Genomic DNA, 17,574 nt, shown 5'->3' with positions numbered 1-17,574 from the left:
TGGGATTGTGGAAGCTCGAACCGAAGTGCCGATCGCCGCCGGGAGTCTGCGCGAGCGGGGCAAGCAGTCTCGGCGGGAACGGATCCTGGAGTCCGCACGCGCTCTGCTGCGGGAACGACCGGAACGTACCTTCACGCTGCCCGAATTGGCCGACCGCGCCGAGGTGTCGATTCCGACCATCACCAACCTCATCGGAAACCGCGACGCCATTTGGGCAGCGTTGGCCGACTCGGCGGTGGCCACCATCGATTTCGGTGAACTGCCGGCCGATCCCTATCCGCGGGTCCGCGGCATCATCGATTCCATCGTGGCGACGCTGGTAACCGACGTCGCGGTGCATCGGGCGCTCATCCGCGACTGGAACGACGGCCTGCACGCAATGACGACGAACCCGACTCGCGAGTTCGTCGCCTGTTTCCGCGCGGCGCGCGATGCCGGCGACCTCGCGCCGTCCGCCGAGCCGCGCCGACTCGCCCGGGCGATGACCGCCGGCCTGGTCGGCTCGCTTCAGCAATGGGGCGTCGGGGTACTGGACAACGCCGCGGTCCGCGCTCAGCTACGCGACATCGTCGACATCACGTTCGCTGCCGGCCGGTGGGCCGGCGGCAGCTGACGTGACGCGCCGGGCCCCCGCTCAGCCGGTGGCTTCCGAGGCCTCTACCGGCTATCCCACCTGGTGATACTGGCTGGGATCGAACTCCCGGGTGCGCTCCCAGTAGTCCACATACTTCCACGGGCTGCTCACCACGATACGGCCGAACTCGTTGCGGTAGTAGGTGGTCATACCCGGATGCGACCAGATGCTCTGGGACAGCGCCTCATCCAGCTCCTGGTTGTACCGGAGGAAGGTGTCCCGATCCACGTCGATGGCCGTCGACCCCGACTCGAACAGACTCCGCAGCGCCTGCATGACGTAGCGAACCTGGAATTCCGTCGAGTGGATGGCGCTGCCACCATGACCGGCATTGGTGTTGGGGCCGTTGAGGATAAAAAAGTTCGGAAAGTCTGGGACGGTCACGCCGAGGTAGGCGCGAGCGTCGTGGACGCCCCATTGCTCGCGCAGTGTGTTACCCGATGATCCGATGATCTCCATCGGCCACAGGAACTGCAGCACCTTGAACCCGGTCGCCAAGGCGACCACGTCGGCCTCTACGGACTTGCCCGAAGTGGTCACCAAGCGGTTGCCGTCGAGGTGGTCCACCGCGTCGGTGACCAGCGAGACGTCGTCACGCAGCATGGTCTTGTACCATTTGTTGTCGATCAGCGGCCGTTTGCCGTAGGGCGGGTAGTCGGGCACGCAAGCATCGACGAGATCGGTGCGATCGCCGAGCTGCTCTTTGATGTATTTCGTCAAGAACCGCCGGTGCCGCTCGTTGATCTCGTTGACCGACCGCTCGGGATGCGGCCAGCTTGGATCGATCTGCAGGGCCGAGTGCAGCCGGTCGCTGAAGTTCCAGAACGCACGCAGCCGGTACCACTGCAGGTAGAACGGCACCTCCCGCATCAGGAGTTGCACCGATGACTTGACGTCGCGATGGTAGTTCGGGTGCGGAACGGCCCACTGCTTAGAACGCTGGAAGATCGTGACGTGTTCGGTTTCAGAGACGATCGCGGGAACCAATTGCATTGCGCTTGCACCAGTTCCGATGACCGCGACCCGCTTACCGGCCAAGTCAACCGACGGATCCCAGGCCGCGGTGTGCAACACCGGTCCGGGGAATTCGTCCAGACCCGGCAGCGCGGGCACCTGCGGCCGGTTCACCATGCCCACGGCACTGATGACGACGTCCGCTGTCAGGGTCTCCGGCCGGCCCTGGGACCGGGTCTCGACCCGCCAGCGACCCTCGGCGACGTCGAACCGGGCTTCGGTCACCTCGGTGTTGAACCGAATATTCGGCCGCAGCTCGAAATCCGACGTCAACCGCTGCAGGTAATCCTCCACCTCGGCCCGGGGTGCAAAATACCGCGAGATTTCGGCGTTCGGCGCGAACGAGAACGCGTAGAGGTGTCCCGGCGTGTCGACACCGCAGCCTGGATACACGTTCTCCAGCCAGGTGCCGCCGATGTCGTCGTCCTTCTCCACGATGGTGTAGTTGATTCCGGCGCGGCCCAGTTGGATTCCCATGGCCAGTCCCGACAGCCCCGCACCGATGATGACGACGTGGAATCCCTCGGGAATCAGTTCCGCCGGCACCTCGACCTCGCGGGAGATGAAACCCATCTCCTCCGAGAGCAGTTCACCGTACTCGGCGGGGATCTCCTCCACCATGGCCGCGGTGAGCATCTCCACGACCTCGTCGGGGCCCGGGGTAACCGGGTGCAGACGCCCCTCGCGGAACGCGACGACGGCATCGAGGGCCGCGGCCCGGACTTCCTCTTGCTGCTCGACGGGAAGCCCACCGGAATCGTTGTCGTCCAAAGGCTTGCCCTTGTGGGGCCGATACGGGTCGGCGGTCCAGCGCGGGTCCCCGGTCAGGTGCCGCAACACCATGAGCAAGGTGGGAATGTTGGCATCGGCCAGTGCGTCGCGCAACGACTCGACCCAATCCTGGGGTGCGGGTGACGGCGTCGGATATGACGTAGCGGCCATGATTCCACCTTTAGAGCCAGAGTCGGCATCGACTCGTATTTTTGATTCAATATGTCTCAATATAGGCAACTGGGTGTCACGGACGCAATGCCCGATGTCGAATCTTCGTCGGCAACACCGAGCACAGCCCTCTCAGGCCGTGAGCGTGTCCCACAATTCCGCCTCGCCGAGCGAGCGCGCAGCGGCTCCGAGCCGATTCGACCAGGCCCGCTCAGGCTCGTCGGCGTCGCGCCACGCCCACAGCGAGCGCGAGTATCGGTGCAACCCGTACTCCTGGGTGACCCCGACCGCACCGTGCAATTGGTGTGCCGAGCGGGCCACCAGCGTGGCCGCCTGCGCGCCCACGATCCGGGCGCTGGCTACTGCACTGAACCGTCGCGTCGGGCTCACTCCCCCGTCAGCGCACAGTGAGATCGCGCGATCCACCGCCGAGCGAAGACCGCCAATGTGTACGGCCATCTGCGCCAACGCCGTCGCGACGGCGGGGATCTTCAGCAGCGGTGCACCGAACTGCTCACGCTCCTGGACGTACTGGCGTGTCAACTCGTATGCGCGCGAAGCGCTTCCGAGCAGAGCTGCCGAACGTAGCAGCCCCAGACGGTCGACCACAGCCGCGGGTTCGGAGCCCTGGCGCGCCGGGCGAGCGGCGGCGCGCTGGAGGCGCACGTTCCCGGCCGGGGCGCCGGCGATATCGATGGCGGGTTCGACGTCTACCCCCGCGGCCGAGAGCGACACGACTGCCAGGCCCAGGTCACCGACGATGACAAGCTCGCCGGCGTGGGTCGCGAACGGCACCCCGTACAGGTCGGCCGTGACGGTCCCCCCCGGCGAGGCCACCGTGCGATCGACCACCACCGAACCGAAGGACCCCGGCTCCGGCACACCGGCGGCGAACGCCGCGACAGCGGCCTCGACGATGGGAGTCCTGATCGCGTGGGCGGCCAGCTCGCGCACGACAACCACCAGGTCACCGAGTTCGCCGCCCGAACCGCCGAGGTCTTCGGGGATGCCGATGCCCACGAGGCCAAGCTCCTGCACCTGCGACCACTGGGGCGAGATTTCGTCCGCGGCGCTCTCTGTGGTCTCGCCGGCGTCCTTGGCCAGATTCTGGATCAAACCGACGAGTTCGCCGGCGAATTCACTCATTTGCGCGCCTCGCTCTTGGCGATGATAGACAACAGGACGTCGGAGGATCCCCCGCGGATGGTGAATCCCGGCGAGGCCAGCAGCGCCTGTACCAGGCCGTCGTCGTGTGCGGTGGGAAGCCCGACTCGACGGGCGAACTCGATGACGTCGATTTCGAACTCGGTACCCGAGTACTTCAGGCTCGCCGCTTCGACAACCGGGGCCTGGCCCGCGTCGAGCGCCTCGGCGATCCCCCAGCACCGTCGCCGCAGAACTGACAACCGCGCAACCAGCGAACCCAGTTCTTCGTCGAAGCGATGATCGTCGGCGGTCCGCAACTGCTCGATCGTCTCGACCAGCAGTGGATAGGTGCTCAGCACACGTTCCGGTCCACCGCGTTCGAACGACAGCTGGTCGACCACCTGGCGCCAGCCGTCGCCTTCGACACCGATCAGCCAATGCTCGGGCACGAAAACGTCGGCGAACGTGACCTCGTTGAAGTGGTGTTCGCCCGACAGGTCGATGATGGGCGACACCTCGACGCCGGGATGGTGCATGTCGACGATGAACTCGGACAGCCCCTCGTGCTTGCGCCCGCTGGCATCGGTGCGCGCCAACAGGTAGGCGTGCGTGGCGCGATGGGCCTGACTGGTCCAGGTCTTACGGCCGTTGACGACCCAGCCGCCGTCGGTCCTCTTGGCCACCGTCCGCACGGCGGCCAGATCGGAGCCGGCCTCCGGCTCGCTCATGCCAAGACAGAACACGAACTCGGCGCTGGTGATGCCGGGAAGTATCTCCTGCTGGAGTTGGGGATTGCCGTGTCGCAGGATCGCCGGCCCGATCTGGCGGTCACCGATCCAGTGCGCACCAACGGGAGCCCCAGCTCGCAGCAGTTCTTCGGTGACCACGAGGCGTGACCTCGCATCGAGTTCCGAGCCGCCGAACTCCTTCGGCCACGTCAGCCCGATCAGCCCGCGTGCGGCGAGCTCGCGGGAGAACTCGAGATCGAAGGAGCGAAGCCAGCAGTCGCTACGTGGCCGGTAACGGCCCTCGGCGAGCCACTGCCCGGTCAGCTCACGTACTTGCCGACGCAGTCCGAGCAGCTTTTCTTGATTGTCGGAACCGTTGTCCTGGCGCCGGTCAGGTCCGGCATCGACCGCGCTCATCGTCCGGTGAAGAGCGGGTCGCGGCGCTCCGCGGAGGCCTGGACACCTTCGGCGAAGTCCTCGGTGGTGCGCAGCCAGGCCTGCTCGGACCGCTCGTGCTCGGTGGCTTTGGCCACCTCGTCGGCCAACCCGGCGCGCAGCGTCTTGCGGATGCTTCGCACGGCCAGCGGCGCGGCGGTCGCGAGTTCGCGCGCGAATTCGACTGCCGCTGAACGAATCTCCGACGTCTCGACCAGCCGGTCGACCAAACCGAGGCGGTACGCCTCCTCGCCGCCGATCCGGCGGCCGGTGAGCAGCAAGTCAGCGGCATGCTGGGCTCCAACCGCCCGCGGCAGTGTCACCGTCAACCCGAAGCCGTGATGGAACCCCAGTCGCGAGAAATTCGCACTGAACCGCGACTCCGGACTTGCAACCCGGAAATCAGCGGCCAGTGCCAGCCCCAGGCCGCCGCCGATGGCGGCGCCCTGCAACGCCGCCACCACCGGCAGTTCGGCGCGGAAGATCCGCGCCGCTGCCGCGTAGAGCGCTCGCGCCCCCTCGTCGGGCGATACCTCGGCAGCCCCGCTGGTGCCCGCGAAATCCGCTCCGGCACAGAAATGTTTGCCCTGCGCGGCCAGGACGACCGCCCTGGCCGCGTCCTTAACCTGCAACTCGTCGAGGACTTCGGTGATCTCTTCTATGAGCGGTGCGTCGAAGAAGTTGTTCGGCGGCCGCCGGATTTCGATGACCGCGACATGGTTGGCCAGAACCTCGACAGCAACGTCACCGGTGTGGACACCGCGCTCTCGCGGCGTCGCCCTCGCGGTCACGGCCGGCCCCAACCACTGATACCGAAATCTACCCCGCGCACGATGCGCATCTTGCTCTCCTTACGCGAAAGTTAGTGTAGGCCAACGTATTCAGGCTTCAGGCATCGCGCCACACCGGTGGGCGCTTCTCGACGAATGCCTTGGCGCCTTCGGCAGCGTCGGCGGATTCGCGGACGGGGTCGGTGTAGGAGCGTTGCAGGGCGAAAGCCTCGCGGGTGTCGTCGTCACGCCAGTTCGGTGAGCGGGTCGCGACGGCCTTGGCGGCGCGCACCGCCATCGGCGCGTTCGCCGCAATCGCCGCGGCGATCACGCGGGCTTCGTCGAGCGTCTGCCCGGCCGGAACGATGCGGTTAACCAGGCCGACTTCGTAGGCTCGTTCGGCGCTGATCGGGGTGCCGGTGAGAATCATCTCCAACGCCAGTGCGCGCGGTATCCGGTTCGGGAGCCGGATCACACCGCCGGCCGTGGCGACCAGGCCGCGGGCGACCTCGGGCAGCCCCAGCCGGGAACCTTGAGCCGCGACGATCAGGTCGGCGGCCAGCGCGATCTCCAGCCCGCCACCCAGCGCCGCACCCTCGACTGCGGCAATCAGGGGCTTGGCCGGCGGCCGCTCGACGATCCCGAACGCGCCTCGGGTCTTGGTGATCGGTCGTCGACCGCCCGACGAATACGCCTTGAGATCCATGCCGGCGCTGAAGTGTCCCCCGCGCCCGGTGATGATGATCGCCCGGACGTCGACGGCCGCCTCGACGTCGTCAAGCGCGGTTGCGATGGCGGTCGCGGTGTCGAAGTCGATCGCGTTGCGCACCGCTGGCCGGTTGATCGCAATGACCGCGATGTGACTGTCGATGTCCACCTGGACGCCCGCGGTCACCTCGCTACCGGTCACGGTCGTCACCGGGGGGCCATCCTGATGGCTCCGTCGAGCCGGATCGTCTCGCCGTTGAGCATGCCGTTGTCGATGATGGCCTGTGCCAGCTGCGCATACTCGTCGGGATCGCCGAGTCGGCTCGGATGCGGCACCGTAGCCGCCAACGAGGCCCGCACATCGTCGGAGAGTCGGGCCAACAGCGGGGTGTCGAACGTCCCGGGTGCAATCGTGTTGACCCGTATCTGCCGGCTGGCCAAGTCCCGCGCCGCCACGATCGTCATTCCCACGATGCCCGCCTTCGACGAGGCGTAGGGGATCTGGCCGATCTGGCCCTCGAACGCCGCCACCGATGCGGTCAGAATGACGACGCCACGGTCCCCGTCCACCGGTTCATTGCCCGCCATCCGGGCCGCGGCAAGCCGCAGCACGTTGAACGAGCCGATCAGGTTGATGGTGACGATCTCGGTGTAGAGCTCCAGCGAGCCCGGCTCACCCTTCTTGTCCACCACCCGCACTGGCCCGCCCCGACCGGCGCAGTGCACCACCGCGCGCAGTGGGCCCTGGGCCTCTGCTGCATCGAATACCGCCGACAGGTCGTCGGCACTACGCACGTCGGCGGGAACGAAGAATGCTCGTTCGCCGAGCTCAGCAGCCACCGCAGCGCCCGCGGAGGTGGGCAGGTCTGCGATCACCACCGCCGCGGGACCTTCCTTGAGCAGGCGTCGCACGGTGGCCAGGCCGAGGCCCGACGCCCCGCCCGTCACCACTGCCGATGAGCCGTCGAGTTTCATGACTGTTGTTGCCTTTCCATACGATAAGTCCACGGCCAGAGGCCGGCCCGACACCAGCTGGGCGCCGGCCTCCGACAACTGGCTCGGTCAGGCTCTGCTGGAGAACCCTGCGTCGACGCGGAAGGTCGTCCCGGTGATGTACTGGCCGGCGTCGGAGATCAGGTGGATGATCGAGTTCGTGATGTCCTCGGGCTCCAACAGGCCGTTGGGCACCGGCAAGGGGTTCTGCAGGATGCCCGCGATCTCGGGGTACTCCTGGACGAAGCGCGCGAATGCCTCGTTGGCGATCATCGGCGAGTTGACGCCCGTCGGGTGCACGGTATTGACCCGGATCCCTTCCTTGGCAAGCACATTGGCCCAGCCCCGCATGAGCCCCACGACACCGTGCTTGGCAGCAATGTAGCCCTGTATCCCCGGGGACCCATCGGACAGTCCACCCGTGAGTCCCGCGGTCGAGCTGGTGATGACGATAGACCCGCCCCTGCCGCCGGCGCGCACATGCGGGATCGCCGCTTCGACGGTGTTGTAGACACCGTTGAGCATCACGTCGATGCCGACGTCCCAGGCCGCGCGCTGGAGACGGTGCTGCCCGGTGATGGCCATGACGCCGGCGTTGGCCAACACGATGTCCAAGCGGCCCAACTCCGCCACGCCGTCGTCGACGACCTTCTTGACGGCGTCATAATCACGCACGTCCGCGACGCTCAGCAGCGCCTTGCGCCCGAACTTGCCGATCAGCTCCGCGGTTTCGTCCAGATCCGCCTGAGTGGCCAGCGGATACTCGACAGCCGGATCGTCAGCGCAGATGTCGAATCCGATAATGTCGGCGCCCTCTTCGGCGAGCCGAACCGCGTGCGAGCGGCCCTGCCCCCGTGCGACACCTGAGATGAAGGCGACTTTCCCGTCTGCCAAACCCATAGCAGCACTCCTAACTTCCTTGTTGGCAATGGCCAGCAGCACATCGCGTGGCTTCTTTTTAAGGCAATTGATCTCATAATTAACCATGCTGGGTGCGTGTGTCAACGACCACATCGACTCGGGAGTCGCGATAACGATCGTTTGTGCCCGGGGTAGACTCCGAGGCCATGACGCCGACCGCTGGGCCAGCCGCCGGCAATGCCGTGTGGTGGTACCCGGAGGACCACGATTCCGGCGACTGGGTGGCGTGGGCCAACTCGTTACCGTTCTGCCGAGATCTCGGCCTACGGTGCGTCGAGTTCACGGCTGCATCGGCCCTGTTCATCATGGATCGACCAGCACTGACTCCGAACCCGAACGGAGCCGTCAACGGCGGCATCGTCGTCGCCGCCGCGGACCAGGTCATGGGGGCGATGACGCTGCGCGTGAGCCAGCAGGGCATGCTGCCGGCCACCGGATCGTTGCACATTCAATATCATCGCCCCGCTCTGGCGCCGATCACCTTCCGTGCGGTGCCACTCGGCGGGGGCCGACGCACCAAGTTCATCGAGGTGATCGTCGAGGACCGCTACGGGAATCGTTGCGCCACAAGCCAAGGCACCATGATCGCCGGCGGTTCCAACGTTTCGCGTGGCGAACCGGACTAGCCGATATGTAGAGAAGTTTGTCAACAGGGCAGGGTGAGGCGCTGCCTCGGCGAGTCCGTGTGGTGAGCGTGTCGTTGGCGACGCGCGGTCGAACTGATACTCGGGCAATGGCAAGCGCAGGACGGTGTTTCGACTGGATCACATCTGCGTATCCAGCATCGAGCGTCACCACGAACGGCTGCTCGTGGGTGCGTCGCGGGTCGATCCACGTGCTGCCACCACCGGCTCGGGCGAGGAAACAGATCGGGTGGCGGTCAGTCCTGCATGATCGCCAGCGGCCAGCAACCAGCCGGCGAGCTCTCGCGCCACCGCGACATTGGCCACCACCGGTCGCTTACGCCGCTCCAGGAAGCCCACCAACCTGCCATGCAGCCGGGCGGTCGCCGTCATCTCCGCGAGCGCGCGCTGCCGGCACAGAAGCCCGGTCGCACCGTGAACGCATCACCGCACCGACGTGACATCTGGGCTAGTGATGCTATGCCGCCTCGACAAGCAGCCGCCGAACGTGGGTGTTCCCGGTCTTGGTGATCGGACCCTGCGCCCGCGAGGCACCCGATGAGTACTCCGTAGGAGCCAACCCGCGAAAGACCCAATCATGTTGCCGGAGAGCCGGCTCCGATTGCCAATCTCGACTGCCGACGCAAACCCCGTCAATGTGATCCCCCCCCCCGGCAGACACGCCAGTCGTCTCACGATCGTGTGAACTCCCCGTCGGTGGCCATCTCTTCATCGCTTGGTCCAGGCGTCGCCACCGGGCCTGCAGCGTCAGCACGTTGTCGCAGTCGGCGTCAAAGCCCATCCGCGTCGCGCACGACTTCAATTGGGGCGCGGCGACGGTGCGCTCTAGCCGCACGACACACCATCGTGCGCGGATGGTGGTCATTCCCCGGGCGGGGCCTGTCGGTTTCCCTGAGAACCTGGGGTCTGCGTTCGCGGCACAGCCGTCCGAGTCCTGTAAACGATCGTTCGGCACCGACGCTTCCGACTGCTTCACTGCTGCCCGGCCCCCGATGAGCGCGCGCCCGTCTGCAACACCGTGCAATCCCTGTTTGATCCCCTATCTGATGGCAACTGGCAGGGAGATCAGATGAATGTTTCCCACCGTCGAGACGCCGATCGGTGCGTTCTCGCCGACAATTTTCATGTGAGCGATCGTTTACAGAATGTCGATAGCACACTACTCTGGTCGTATACGGCCAAGCTTGCGTCGCATACCGGCCACACGAAGAATTGAGTGAGGAAATGAGCTACTCGATCCCAGAAACGGTAACCACCAAAGGCCCGTTCCGTCCGATGAGGTTCGAGGCGACGGTCGAGGAGTGCATCGTGACCCACGGCGAGATTCCCAAGGACCTTGCCGGTGGGATCTACCGCACCGGACCGTGCTGGAAGCGACCCGCCCTACAGGGGGGTACACCGCTACTGGCGATGGATGGCATGGTCCAGGGGCTGGTGTTCGAGAACGGCCGCGCGGACTTCCGCAACCGCTGGGTCCGCACGCCGAAGTACCTGCTGGAGGACAAACACGGCCGCAGTATGTTCGAGTACGCCGACGGCGGCTTCGGCGACTACCGCGACTACGGCTACGGCGAGGTCAACCGCACCCCGGAGAATGCGCACACCCCGCAGAGCACCAGTAGCATCAACATCTTCCCGCACGCCGGACAACTGGTGGCCTCCGGGGAGCTCGGCGGCCCCCCGATGGCCATCGACCCCATCACCCTGGAGACCAAGGGCGTTGTCGACTGGGCGCCGGCGTTGTCCCGCGGACCGCACGAGCAGGTGTGCTACGGCGACGGCACATTCTGCGCACATCCCAAGTGGGACGAGGACACCGGGATCCTCTACGGCTGGTCCTACAGCGACATCGCTCCGTACGTCACGATGAAGTACGTCCACCCCGACGGCACCGTCGAATCCCGCGACCTGTGGGATGCGCCGTACAACACCGTGGCGCACGACATCTGGCTCACCCCGGAATGGGTGGTGATGCCGTTCCAGCCGTTCATCGTCGACCGCGAACGCAACGCCAAGGGCCTGGCCATCTTCGGCTGGGAAACCGATCTGCCGATCACCATCGCGCTGATCCCACGGTATAACCTGGCCGATGGACCGGTGCGGTGGATCAAGACCGACCTGCCAGCGCAGTACGTCATGCACACCATGACGGCCAACGTGGTCGGCGACCAACTCATCCTCGACGCTCCGGTCTTTCAGGAACCGCCTTTCCCGATGGAGAACAACTTCAACGAAGGCGACCAGGCGGCTCTGTTCTTCAGCAACGCCGCGAGCTACCTGGGTCGTTGGACGGTCAACCTGACCACGGGCGTCACCACCGCCGAGCAGATCTCGGACCTGCCGTCGGAGATCAGCAAGGTCGACCAGCGCTACTACGGGAAGGGACACCGATACGGGTTCCAGATCGGCGGCCAGCCCAAGCGGCGCGGGATGCGGATGGACAGCCTGATCCGCAACGATGTGGACAAACTCACCGAGGAGGTCTACCAGATACGCGACAGCGGTCAGCTGGCCGCGGTGATGGAGGCTTCCTTCGCTCCGCGCACCATCGACTCCCCGGAGGGTGACGGCTACATCATCGTGCCGGTCGCCTGGTGGGGGGAACGCAAGGGCGAGTTCCAGATCTTCGACACCGACGACATCACCGCCGGACCCATCTGCAAGATCGAACTGCCCTTCAGCCTGGGTTGGACACCGCACGGCCACTGGATGGACTTCCGCAAGTCCGCGGGCAGCGGCGTGGCCGTCTGACCCGACAGTGTGCCGGCTCGGCGCCGCTGCCAGCGTTGTCATCGACGTCGAGCGCATGCCCACCCGTCGCGGGGACAGTCACGCGGCGATGCCGCTATGATAACGATCGTTCAGGCCAGCGGGCCGACCACCGCGGTCGGGGAAATGGAGAGCAGCGCCGATGAGCCGGTACCGTGCCAACCTCGAGCGTTTCTACGCGGCCATCGACACCAGCGAGTTCGCCGCCGCGGTGGAGTTCCTCGGCGAGGACGTGGACTGGATCTGGGGCGGTGTGCCACAGACCGGGCGCGCCGCGGTGCAGAAGTTCCTGGCCGGCGGCCAGCAATCGCTGGCCGATCGAAAGCACCGCATCGTCGCCTACGTCGAGGGCCACGGGGGTGTGGCCGCGGAGTTGGCTGTTACCGCGGTGCACAGTGGCCCGCTGTCCCTGCCGACCGGGCCGGTCCCGCCCACCGGCAAATCGCTCAACATCTCGGCCTGCCACATACTGCACGTGGACTCGGACGGGAGATTCGACGTGTCGCACATCTATGTCGACTTTGTCGGTCTGCTCGGGCAGATTTCGGAGCCCGCTACCTGATCGTCCGAGCCCGTTGGGTGCTCCAATTCGCGGGCCTGCCTGTCGAGGCGGCCTGCGGCAACAAGCACCATCGGACACAGCCTTTCCGGGACGGGTAGGCTCTAAAGTCAGCGTTGTTCGCATGGGTTGAGCAGAGGGGCGGGTTGTTGACCGAGAATAAGGCGCCCGTCGGCTCTCGTCCTCGCGGTCGGCCGCGACTTCCGATCGACCGTGACGCGGTGGCCGATGCCGTCGCCGAACTGTTCGTCGAAGGCGGGTACGACGCGGTCACCATTGCCGACACCGCTGACAAGCTCGCGGTGTCGCGGGCGACCTTGTACCGCACAGTGCCAACCAAGGAAGATCTCCTCGGCATCCTGTTCGAACGCAGCATGCAAGAGCTCATCGACTCCGCCAAGGGCGCGATAGATGAAGTCGAGGATTCCGCCGAGCGTCTGCGCCAGCTCATCGGGATCCACACCGGCGCGGCGGTACAGATGCGCAAGTACATGCCGGTTTTTTTCGGTGGTGGCGACCTGCCGCCGGAGGTGTACTCGCGCTGGCACAGGTGGACACGACCGTACGAGAAGATCTGGCGCAGCGTGGTCACCGACAACATACGCGAAGGCAACCTGGCCGCCGGTGATCCCGTCGTAACCATGCGGCTGATCCTCGGCATGGTCATCTGGATTTCCCGCTGGTATCGGCCGAACGAGAAGATCACCGCGGACCAGATTGCAAGCACCGCCATTCAACTACTGCGCCTGGACCAAGTCGGAGCCGATCAACGCAGGCCCGAAGCCGTTACTTCCAACCGACGCCCGCCACGCACAGCGCCTGGAGAGGCCACTGGCTGAGCAGCCGACCGGCGCACCGCCAGGTCAACGCAGCAGGCGGAAGAACGAATCGTCGTCGACGGCGGTTTGACCAGCTTTGTGCCGGCCAAGACGTAGCGTTCCGAGCGACTCAGACCGCTTGCGCGATCAGGTTACTGGCCGCGCGGCCGCCGAACTCCACCGCGGTGTTCTGCCCGGCGGCCGACATGAAATCAGCCGCGTACTGTACGAGCGAGCGCCGGTCGAGCGCCGCGTCGAGACGTCCGATCTCCTGATAGGCGCCGATGCGCGTCAACGGCAACGCCTGCCTCCAACGCGTGACGTGCGTGAAATCGACTGTGCCGCGCAATTCCGGAAACACCTCGAACACCGTTGCCAGTGTGCGCTCCACCAGCGCGTCGTCGGGCGCGTCGATCGACCGCTCCGACGCGCCGGCTTCCCACAGACAGCTCAGCAGGCCGTGACCGGACGGGGCCCGGTCGCGCGCCTTGTTGTGGTCGAGGAACATCAGCGCGATATCGGCGTCCTCGACCGAAGGGAACAGCACCGTGCCGGCCGGGCAATCCGGCGGCCGCGAGGTCCCCACCGCTACGCTTACGCACTGCGTGTAGCCGAGCACACTCCGCAGCGGCCCGAGCGCCTCCCGGTCGTCGACACAGATGTCGAAGGCCTGCGGCAGCGGGCAGGACACGACGCATCCGTCATAGACCGAGGTGGTCCCCTGACAGGTCACCTCCACCCCGCGCGGAGTGCGCCGGACTTCGGTAACGGGCGCGCGTAGTCGCACATCGAGCCGCTCGGCCAATGTCTCCGGCACGCGGCCCTGTCCGCCGACGACCGAAAGGACCTTGGCCGCGAAGATGTTGGCGATTCCGGAGAACAATTCAACCTTGGAGACCTTGTCCGTGTCGGCGATGAGCATCGTGCGCACGATCGGCTCGCACAAGTAGCTATCGACCTCGGCGTTCAACACTCGCACCGCGTAGTCGCGCACGCTCTGGGTGTCCAGCGGCGCCGCCTTACCCATATCGCTGTAGTCCAACCAGCCGCGGGCTTTAGCCAGTGCGACGTCGACAGCCAGGCGCGGCACCCGCATCTTCGCGCCGCGCGACAGCAGCTGCGTCGTCACCCCCGATCGGACCGCGTGGCGCATGTCCAGAAAGTGGGTGGTCCCGGACCGTCGAATACCGATATATGGTGCGGTTGGCCGCAATTCGAGCCCCAACTCGGTGGCCAGTGCGATGTAGCTGCGATAGGTCGACCCCAGCGCGGAGGCTCCGGTATCGATGGCGTAACCGTGCGAGCGGACAGTTTGAACACGGCCGCCCACCACGTCACCAGACTCGAATACATCAACGTGCCACCCGGCCTGCTGGAGTCGATAGCCAGCGGTCAACCCGCTCAACCCCGCGCCGACGACCGCTGCCCGCCGCACCATGGTGATAACCTACGATGATTAGCGATCGTTCACAACCGGCACCAAAACTTATGTTTTCGAGGCTGTTGTTACCGCCTCGCTAAATATCCACCGTTCCGCTACGGTCGGGTGCGGCGATATGGCGGACCGCTCCTGGCTCGTCGTACCCGGCCTCACTGGCTCCGTCACCCTGCGATTGTCCTCGCGCAGCGAACCGCGTCGGTCTAACCCGGTGCGGTACCGTGGTGCGATGTCCTCGACCCGCAAGGAGCGTTCCGAACGCATCCTGCGTACCGCGATGCATCTCTTTCACGAACGCGGATTCGGGAGTGTGGGAGTAGATCTCATCGGCGAACGCGCGGGGGTGTCCGGCCCGGCAATCTACCGGTATTTCAGCGGCAAGGACGAGATCCTGCTCACCCTGCTCGACGAGGCGATCGACCGGGTGCTGATAGCGACGGGCGGGGAGTTCGACGACCCCCACCAGGAACTCCATCATCTCGTGCATGGACACGTCCAGCAAGTGCTCGCGGATCGCGAGTTGATGAGCGTGTGGACCAGAGAACGTAATTCCATCCCTGCGGAGTTTCGGTCGAGGCTGAGGGTGCGGATCAACCGGTACATCGACCGCTGGACGCGATGTCTGGATGCCTGCTATCCAGGCCACTCCCGCGCGAAACTCGTTGCCGCCGTCCACGCCACCCACGGTTTGATGGACTCTGTTGCGTTTTGGCCAGTTCAGGCACTGCACACTTCGGGACTCGACGAGATGCTCACCGGCATGGTGTTGGCGAGCTTGCAGCACCTCGACGGCGGCGCGCAACAGGCTCGACCCACCCAACGCAAATCCGGACGCAAGGCGGTCGGAACACGCCCGGTCTGACCCGGCAGACCGCTCGGTTCCCGGTGCACGCCCGGCAGGTCAGCTGTAGCAGGGCCCTCCGCCCGGCGGACTGCACGAGGCCGGGCCGAGTTGCATCCAACTCAGGTCCATCCAGGGAGCCGATAGCCATGTCTTGGTCGGTTCGATGACGAAGCGCAGGGGTCCGCGGGTGCAGTACGTCCGCAGGTCCGGTGTGACCGCGCAGGTTGTCCCCTCGTGGGTGATCTTGCTGCGCGGCGGCAGCGGCTGCTGCGCCTGGGTGGCAGGGAACCGGACCGCCATAGTCCAGTCGTAGTGGACCGCTCGATCCCCGTTGATCCAGCCGATATGGTTCGTGCCCGGCGGAGCACCGGGGATCGCACCGGAGCAACCGAAGTTGCCCCGACCCCAGATGCCGCAGCTCTGCCCCGTCGGCGCCACGAACCACACCCCGCCCGGAAGGACGAAACCGCTCGCGTCCAGTTGGTCGTAGTAACGAATGTCAGGGAAGGGGTCTGGCGCCGCTTCCGCGGTTGCCGGGTCCGCCTGTGCGCTCACCACGTTGCCGGACGCCGCCATCAACCCACCGACAACCGCGATGGCGCTAAACAGCCGATTCATGGTTCCACCTCCCACATTGTCACCGGCCGCCGTTGCGTCCGATCGCGACCGGGCATTACGTGACACGCCGCGTAATGCCGTAACACGCCGCGTCTCCGATATCGAGCGTGCTTTGGCAGATCACCTTTCCGCGCGAGACGATTCGCACCGTCACCCATCGTCCCGGTGCGGCACTGGGCCGCCAATCTGCGCGCACCTGGCTACCTGCCGGCGGCGGGGCGCCCATCGCCGGAACCACCGCGTCGAATCGCCACGGAAGCGCAGCGCCGGGGATCGATATCCTGCCCGCGGCGTCTTGGTATTCGATATTCGCCATGCCGACGTGGTCCGAAACCACCTCGTAGGTCACGACGTCGTCTGCCCAGGCCGCTGGCGAAGAGATCAGCGCCGGGGCACCGACCGCCATCCAGCATGCGGTTATGCTTGCAAAACGTCGCATGTCTACCTCCCGACCAGCACAACGGTGGCCAGAGTGAATCCCGTCTGTTCCTCGTACAGGAAGCTGGCGCCGAAATCTGTGTAGGAACAATCACGGATCGCGTCGCGACCTTCGAGCATCACTCCCTTGATCGCATCCGGTCCGTTGTGTCCTGCCCCCTTGAGCGACAATATCCTGTCGGTGTCGATGCCGAGATCCTTCAGGATCGCCGTCGGCTGGGCGTCTTCGATCGGAACGTTGATTGCGGTGTGTCTGAGGTATTCGTAGGTCGATCGATTGACGATCTCCGCGGCATGCTCCACCGTCGGGTCGTAGCGCAGCGGTCCGCATTGCGCTGAACCCCGCAACGCAACCACTGCCTGCGAAAGATCGGTCGGGGGATCGGCGGCCGCCAATGGGGCCACCAGAGTGCCGGCGCCGACAATCGGCAGCGCTACCGCAGAGATTCTGCGTACCACCCGGATGCAGCGTCGAACCCGCCCGGCGTTGAGCACGTGGTTTTCCTCCCTCAGCGGGCCACCGCCGGTAAGTGTGCGGTGCGGCGCCGTCTCGTCGTGATGGAGATCAGCGGCACACATGAGACCGATTTATCTTGCTGCCCCAGTGCAGCACCCGCTGGTAGGAGGGACCGGTGAACCAGGTCGGCTGGCGGGCCTTGATCCCGTTGCTGACGTTGAACAGCTGCTGCCAGAGCCCATAGAAGCTGTCACCCTGATAGAGCGGGAAGTAGAGGTCGCCGGCACGGTCGTGACTTTGGGTGAGCAATTGCACGCGCGGTGTGAGGAATTCCATCGACTGATCGATATTGGCCGTCACGATATCGGCGTCGTGCTGGATCCCGTCGGCATCGAAATGCCCATTTGCTCGGATCAGCCTGTTGTTGAGCCCTTGGATCTGGTGTCGCAAGATGTCGTACTGCGCATTGAACCATTGGCACATTTCGCGCTCGGCGTTGATCTCCGCATCCGTGACCTCGTGCTGGGTCTGATCGAAAGGAAACGGAAACCTGGGCTGCCAGTCGTCGGGGACGGGAACCACCACGGGCAACGGCTCAGGGTTGTGGTAGATCGCGGCCGCATCGTACTCGGGGTCCGGGTCGGCTCCGGCGATTCCGACGCAGCCGGCACCCATGGCCACCGGAACGGCAAGGGCAG

At 65.6% G+C, this 17,574-nt stretch carries 18 protein-coding genes and 1 pseudogene; 6 read left to right on the top strand and 13 right to left on the bottom strand.

Annotated features, from left to right (window positions below):
* Window positions 1–7: 7 nt before the first annotated feature.
* Window positions 8–613, top strand: coding sequence for a TetR/AcrR family transcriptional regulator (locus G6N43_RS04940; RefSeq protein WP_083156559.1), 606 nt, complete (start codon window positions 8–10; stop codon window positions 611–613).
* A 51-nt stretch (window positions 614–664) separates the two neighbouring features.
* Here G6N43_RS04940 and G6N43_RS04935 read toward each other — a convergent pair whose 3' ends face one another.
* The 7 genes from G6N43_RS04935 to G6N43_RS04905 all read right to left on the bottom strand — a co-directional run bounded on the left by G6N43_RS04935 (window position 665) and on the right by G6N43_RS04905 (window position 8,270).
* Window positions 665–2,590: a flavin-containing monooxygenase gene (locus tag G6N43_RS04935; RefSeq protein WP_083156560.1), complete on the bottom strand. Its 1,926-nt coding sequence runs from the start codon at window positions 2,588–2,590 to the stop codon at window positions 665–667.
* Window positions 2,591–2,722: 132 nt separating this feature from the next.
* Complete coding sequence (locus tag G6N43_RS04930) at window positions 2,723–3,736, bottom strand: acyl-CoA dehydrogenase family protein (protein ID WP_083156561.1); 1,014 nt, start codon at window positions 3,734–3,736, stop codon at window positions 2,723–2,725.
* Window positions 3,733–4,881 carry an acyl-CoA dehydrogenase family protein gene (locus tag G6N43_RS04925; RefSeq protein WP_083156562.1) on the bottom strand — a complete coding sequence of 383 codons (1,149 nt, stop codon included), beginning with the start codon at window positions 4,879–4,881 and terminating at the stop codon, window positions 3,733–3,735. Before G6N43_RS04925 ends, G6N43_RS04930 begins: the two co-directional genes overlap by 4 nt.
* On the bottom strand, window positions 4,878–5,690 hold the full coding sequence (locus G6N43_RS04920; RefSeq protein ID WP_083156563.1) for an enoyl-CoA hydratase/isomerase family protein: 813 nt from the start codon (window positions 5,688–5,690) through the stop codon (window positions 4,878–4,880). The genes G6N43_RS04925 and G6N43_RS04920 overlap by 4 nt, the downstream gene beginning before the upstream one ends.
* A gap of 97 nt (window positions 5,691–5,787) precedes the next feature.
* Window positions 5,788–6,579, bottom strand: coding sequence for a crotonase/enoyl-CoA hydratase family protein (locus G6N43_RS04915; protein WP_407664903.1), 792 nt, complete (start codon window positions 6,577–6,579; stop codon window positions 5,788–5,790).
* A gap of 5 nt (window positions 6,580–6,584) precedes the next feature.
* Entirely contained in the window at window positions 6,585–7,352 is a 768-nt protein-coding gene (locus tag G6N43_RS04910; protein WP_083156564.1) for an SDR family NAD(P)-dependent oxidoreductase, read from the bottom strand.
* 87 nt (window positions 7,353–7,439) lie between these two features.
* Entirely contained in the window at window positions 7,440–8,270 is an 831-nt protein-coding gene (locus G6N43_RS04905) for a mycofactocin-coupled SDR family oxidoreductase (protein WP_083156565.1), read from the bottom strand.
* A 167-nt stretch (window positions 8,271–8,437) separates the two neighbouring features.
* On the opposite strand from G6N43_RS04905, the gene G6N43_RS04900 reads away from it, so the two are divergent.
* Window positions 8,438–8,917 (top strand): PaaI family thioesterase, encoded by a 480-nt coding sequence (locus tag G6N43_RS04900; protein ID WP_083156567.1) that lies wholly within the window; start codon window positions 8,438–8,440, stop codon window positions 8,915–8,917.
* Between the two features lie 254 nt (window positions 8,918–9,171).
* Here G6N43_RS04900 and G6N43_RS31015 read toward each other — a convergent pair.
* A pseudogene (locus tag G6N43_RS31015) lies at window positions 9,172–9,758 on the bottom strand (transposase); the annotation flags it as partial.
* Window positions 9,759–10,159: 401 nt separating this feature from the next.
* Here G6N43_RS31015 and G6N43_RS04890 point away from each other — a divergent pair.
* The 3 genes from G6N43_RS04890 (at window position 10,160) to G6N43_RS04880 (ending at window position 13,102) form a co-directional block, all read left to right on the top strand.
* Window positions 10,160–11,686: a carotenoid oxygenase family protein gene (locus G6N43_RS04890; protein WP_083156568.1), complete on the top strand. Its 1,527-nt coding sequence runs from the start codon at window positions 10,160–10,162 to the stop codon at window positions 11,684–11,686.
* 160 nt (window positions 11,687–11,846) lie between these two features.
* Complete coding sequence (locus G6N43_RS04885; protein WP_083156569.1) at window positions 11,847–12,266, top strand: nuclear transport factor 2 family protein; 420 nt, start codon at window positions 11,847–11,849, stop codon at window positions 12,264–12,266.
* 218 nt (window positions 12,267–12,484) lie between these two features.
* Complete coding sequence (locus G6N43_RS04880; RefSeq protein WP_234810246.1) at window positions 12,485–13,102, top strand: TetR/AcrR family transcriptional regulator; 618 nt, start codon at window positions 12,485–12,487, stop codon at window positions 13,100–13,102.
* Between the two features lie 109 nt (window positions 13,103–13,211).
* On the opposite strand, the gene G6N43_RS04875 is transcribed toward G6N43_RS04880, so the two are convergent.
* Window positions 13,212–14,519, bottom strand: a complete 1,308-nt coding sequence (locus G6N43_RS04875; protein WP_083156571.1) for a protoporphyrinogen/coproporphyrinogen oxidase — start codon at window positions 14,517–14,519, stop codon at window positions 13,212–13,214.
* A 229-nt stretch (window positions 14,520–14,748) separates the two neighbouring features.
* On the opposite strand from G6N43_RS04875, the gene G6N43_RS04870 reads away from it, so the two are divergent.
* Complete coding sequence (locus G6N43_RS04870) at window positions 14,749–15,381, top strand: TetR/AcrR family transcriptional regulator (RefSeq protein ID WP_163657995.1); 633 nt, start codon at window positions 14,749–14,751, stop codon at window positions 15,379–15,381.
* 39 nt (window positions 15,382–15,420) lie between these two features.
* On the opposite strand, the gene G6N43_RS04865 is transcribed toward G6N43_RS04870, so the two are convergent.
* The 4 genes from G6N43_RS04865 to G6N43_RS04850 form a co-directional block, all read right to left on the bottom strand.
* Entirely contained in the window at window positions 15,421–15,981 is a 561-nt protein-coding gene (locus tag G6N43_RS04865) for a hypothetical protein (protein WP_179967969.1), read from the bottom strand.
* 55 nt (window positions 15,982–16,036) lie between these two features.
* Window positions 16,037–16,387: a hypothetical protein gene (locus G6N43_RS04860; protein WP_083156575.1), complete on the bottom strand. Its 351-nt coding sequence runs from the start codon at window positions 16,385–16,387 to the stop codon at window positions 16,037–16,039.
* A 35-nt stretch (window positions 16,388–16,422) separates the two neighbouring features.
* A complete protein-coding gene (locus G6N43_RS04855; protein WP_234810250.1) occupies window positions 16,423–16,824 on the bottom strand; it encodes a hypothetical protein in 402 nt (133 codons plus the stop codon).
* A gap of 160 nt (window positions 16,825–16,984) precedes the next feature.
* Window positions 16,985–17,551 (bottom strand): hypothetical protein, encoded by a 567-nt coding sequence (locus tag G6N43_RS04850; protein ID WP_275989440.1) that lies wholly within the window; start codon window positions 17,549–17,551, stop codon window positions 16,985–16,987.
* Window positions 17,552–17,574: the final 23 nt, after the last annotated feature.

It is taken from the genome of Mycolicibacterium moriokaense, from assembly GCF_010726085.1.
GTDB classification, from domain to species: Bacteria; Actinomycetota; Actinomycetes; order Mycobacteriales; family Mycobacteriaceae; genus Mycobacterium; species Mycobacterium moriokaense.
This window is presented reverse-complemented; position numbering and strand designations above follow the sequence as displayed.

What these genes read in the sequence shown, in the direction of transcription:
- G6N43_RS04875 (WP_083156571.1), bottom strand. Translation starts at nt 14,519, where the DNA reads ATGGTGCGGCGGGCAGCGGTCGTCGGCGCGGGGTTGAGCGGGTTGACC.
- G6N43_RS04925 (WP_083156562.1), bottom strand. Translation starts at nt 4,881, where the DNA reads ATGAGCGCGGTCGATGCCGGACCTGACCGGCGCCAGGACAACGGTTCC.
- G6N43_RS04890 (WP_083156568.1), top strand. Translation starts at nt 10,160, where the DNA reads ATGAGCTACTCGATCCCAGAAACGGTAACCACCAAAGGCCCGTTCCGT.
- G6N43_RS04930 (WP_083156561.1), bottom strand. Translation starts at nt 3,736, where the DNA reads ATGAGTGAATTCGCCGGCGAACTCGTCGGTTTGATCCAGAATCTGGCC.
- G6N43_RS04885 (WP_083156569.1), top strand. Translation starts at nt 11,847, where the DNA reads ATGAGCCGGTACCGTGCCAACCTCGAGCGTTTCTACGCGGCCATCGAC.
- G6N43_RS04850 (WP_275989440.1), bottom strand. Translation starts at nt 17,551, where the DNA reads ATGGGTGCCGGCTGCGTCGGAATCGCCGGAGCCGACCCGGACCCCGAG.
- G6N43_RS04860 (WP_083156575.1), bottom strand. Translation starts at nt 16,387, where the DNA reads ATGGCGGTCGGTGCCCCGGCGCTGATCTCTTCGCCAGCGGCCTGGGCA.
- G6N43_RS04870 (WP_163657995.1), top strand. Translation starts at nt 14,749, where the DNA reads ATGTCCTCGACCCGCAAGGAGCGTTCCGAACGCATCCTGCGTACCGCG.
- G6N43_RS04900 (WP_083156567.1), top strand. Translation starts at nt 8,438, where the DNA reads ATGACGCCGACCGCTGGGCCAGCCGCCGGCAATGCCGTGTGGTGGTAC.
- G6N43_RS04910 (WP_083156564.1), bottom strand. Translation starts at nt 7,352, where the DNA reads ATGAAACTCGACGGCTCATCGGCAGTGGTGACGGGCGGGGCGTCGGGC.
- G6N43_RS04865 (WP_179967969.1), bottom strand. Translation starts at nt 15,981, where the DNA reads ATGAATCGGCTGTTTAGCGCCATCGCGGTTGTCGGTGGGTTGATGGCG.
- G6N43_RS04905 (WP_083156565.1), bottom strand. Translation starts at nt 8,270, where the DNA reads ATGGGTTTGGCAGACGGGAAAGTCGCCTTCATCTCAGGTGTCGCACGG.
- G6N43_RS04935 (WP_083156560.1), bottom strand. Translation starts at nt 2,590, where the DNA reads ATGGCCGCTACGTCATATCCGACGCCGTCACCCGCACCCCAGGATTGG.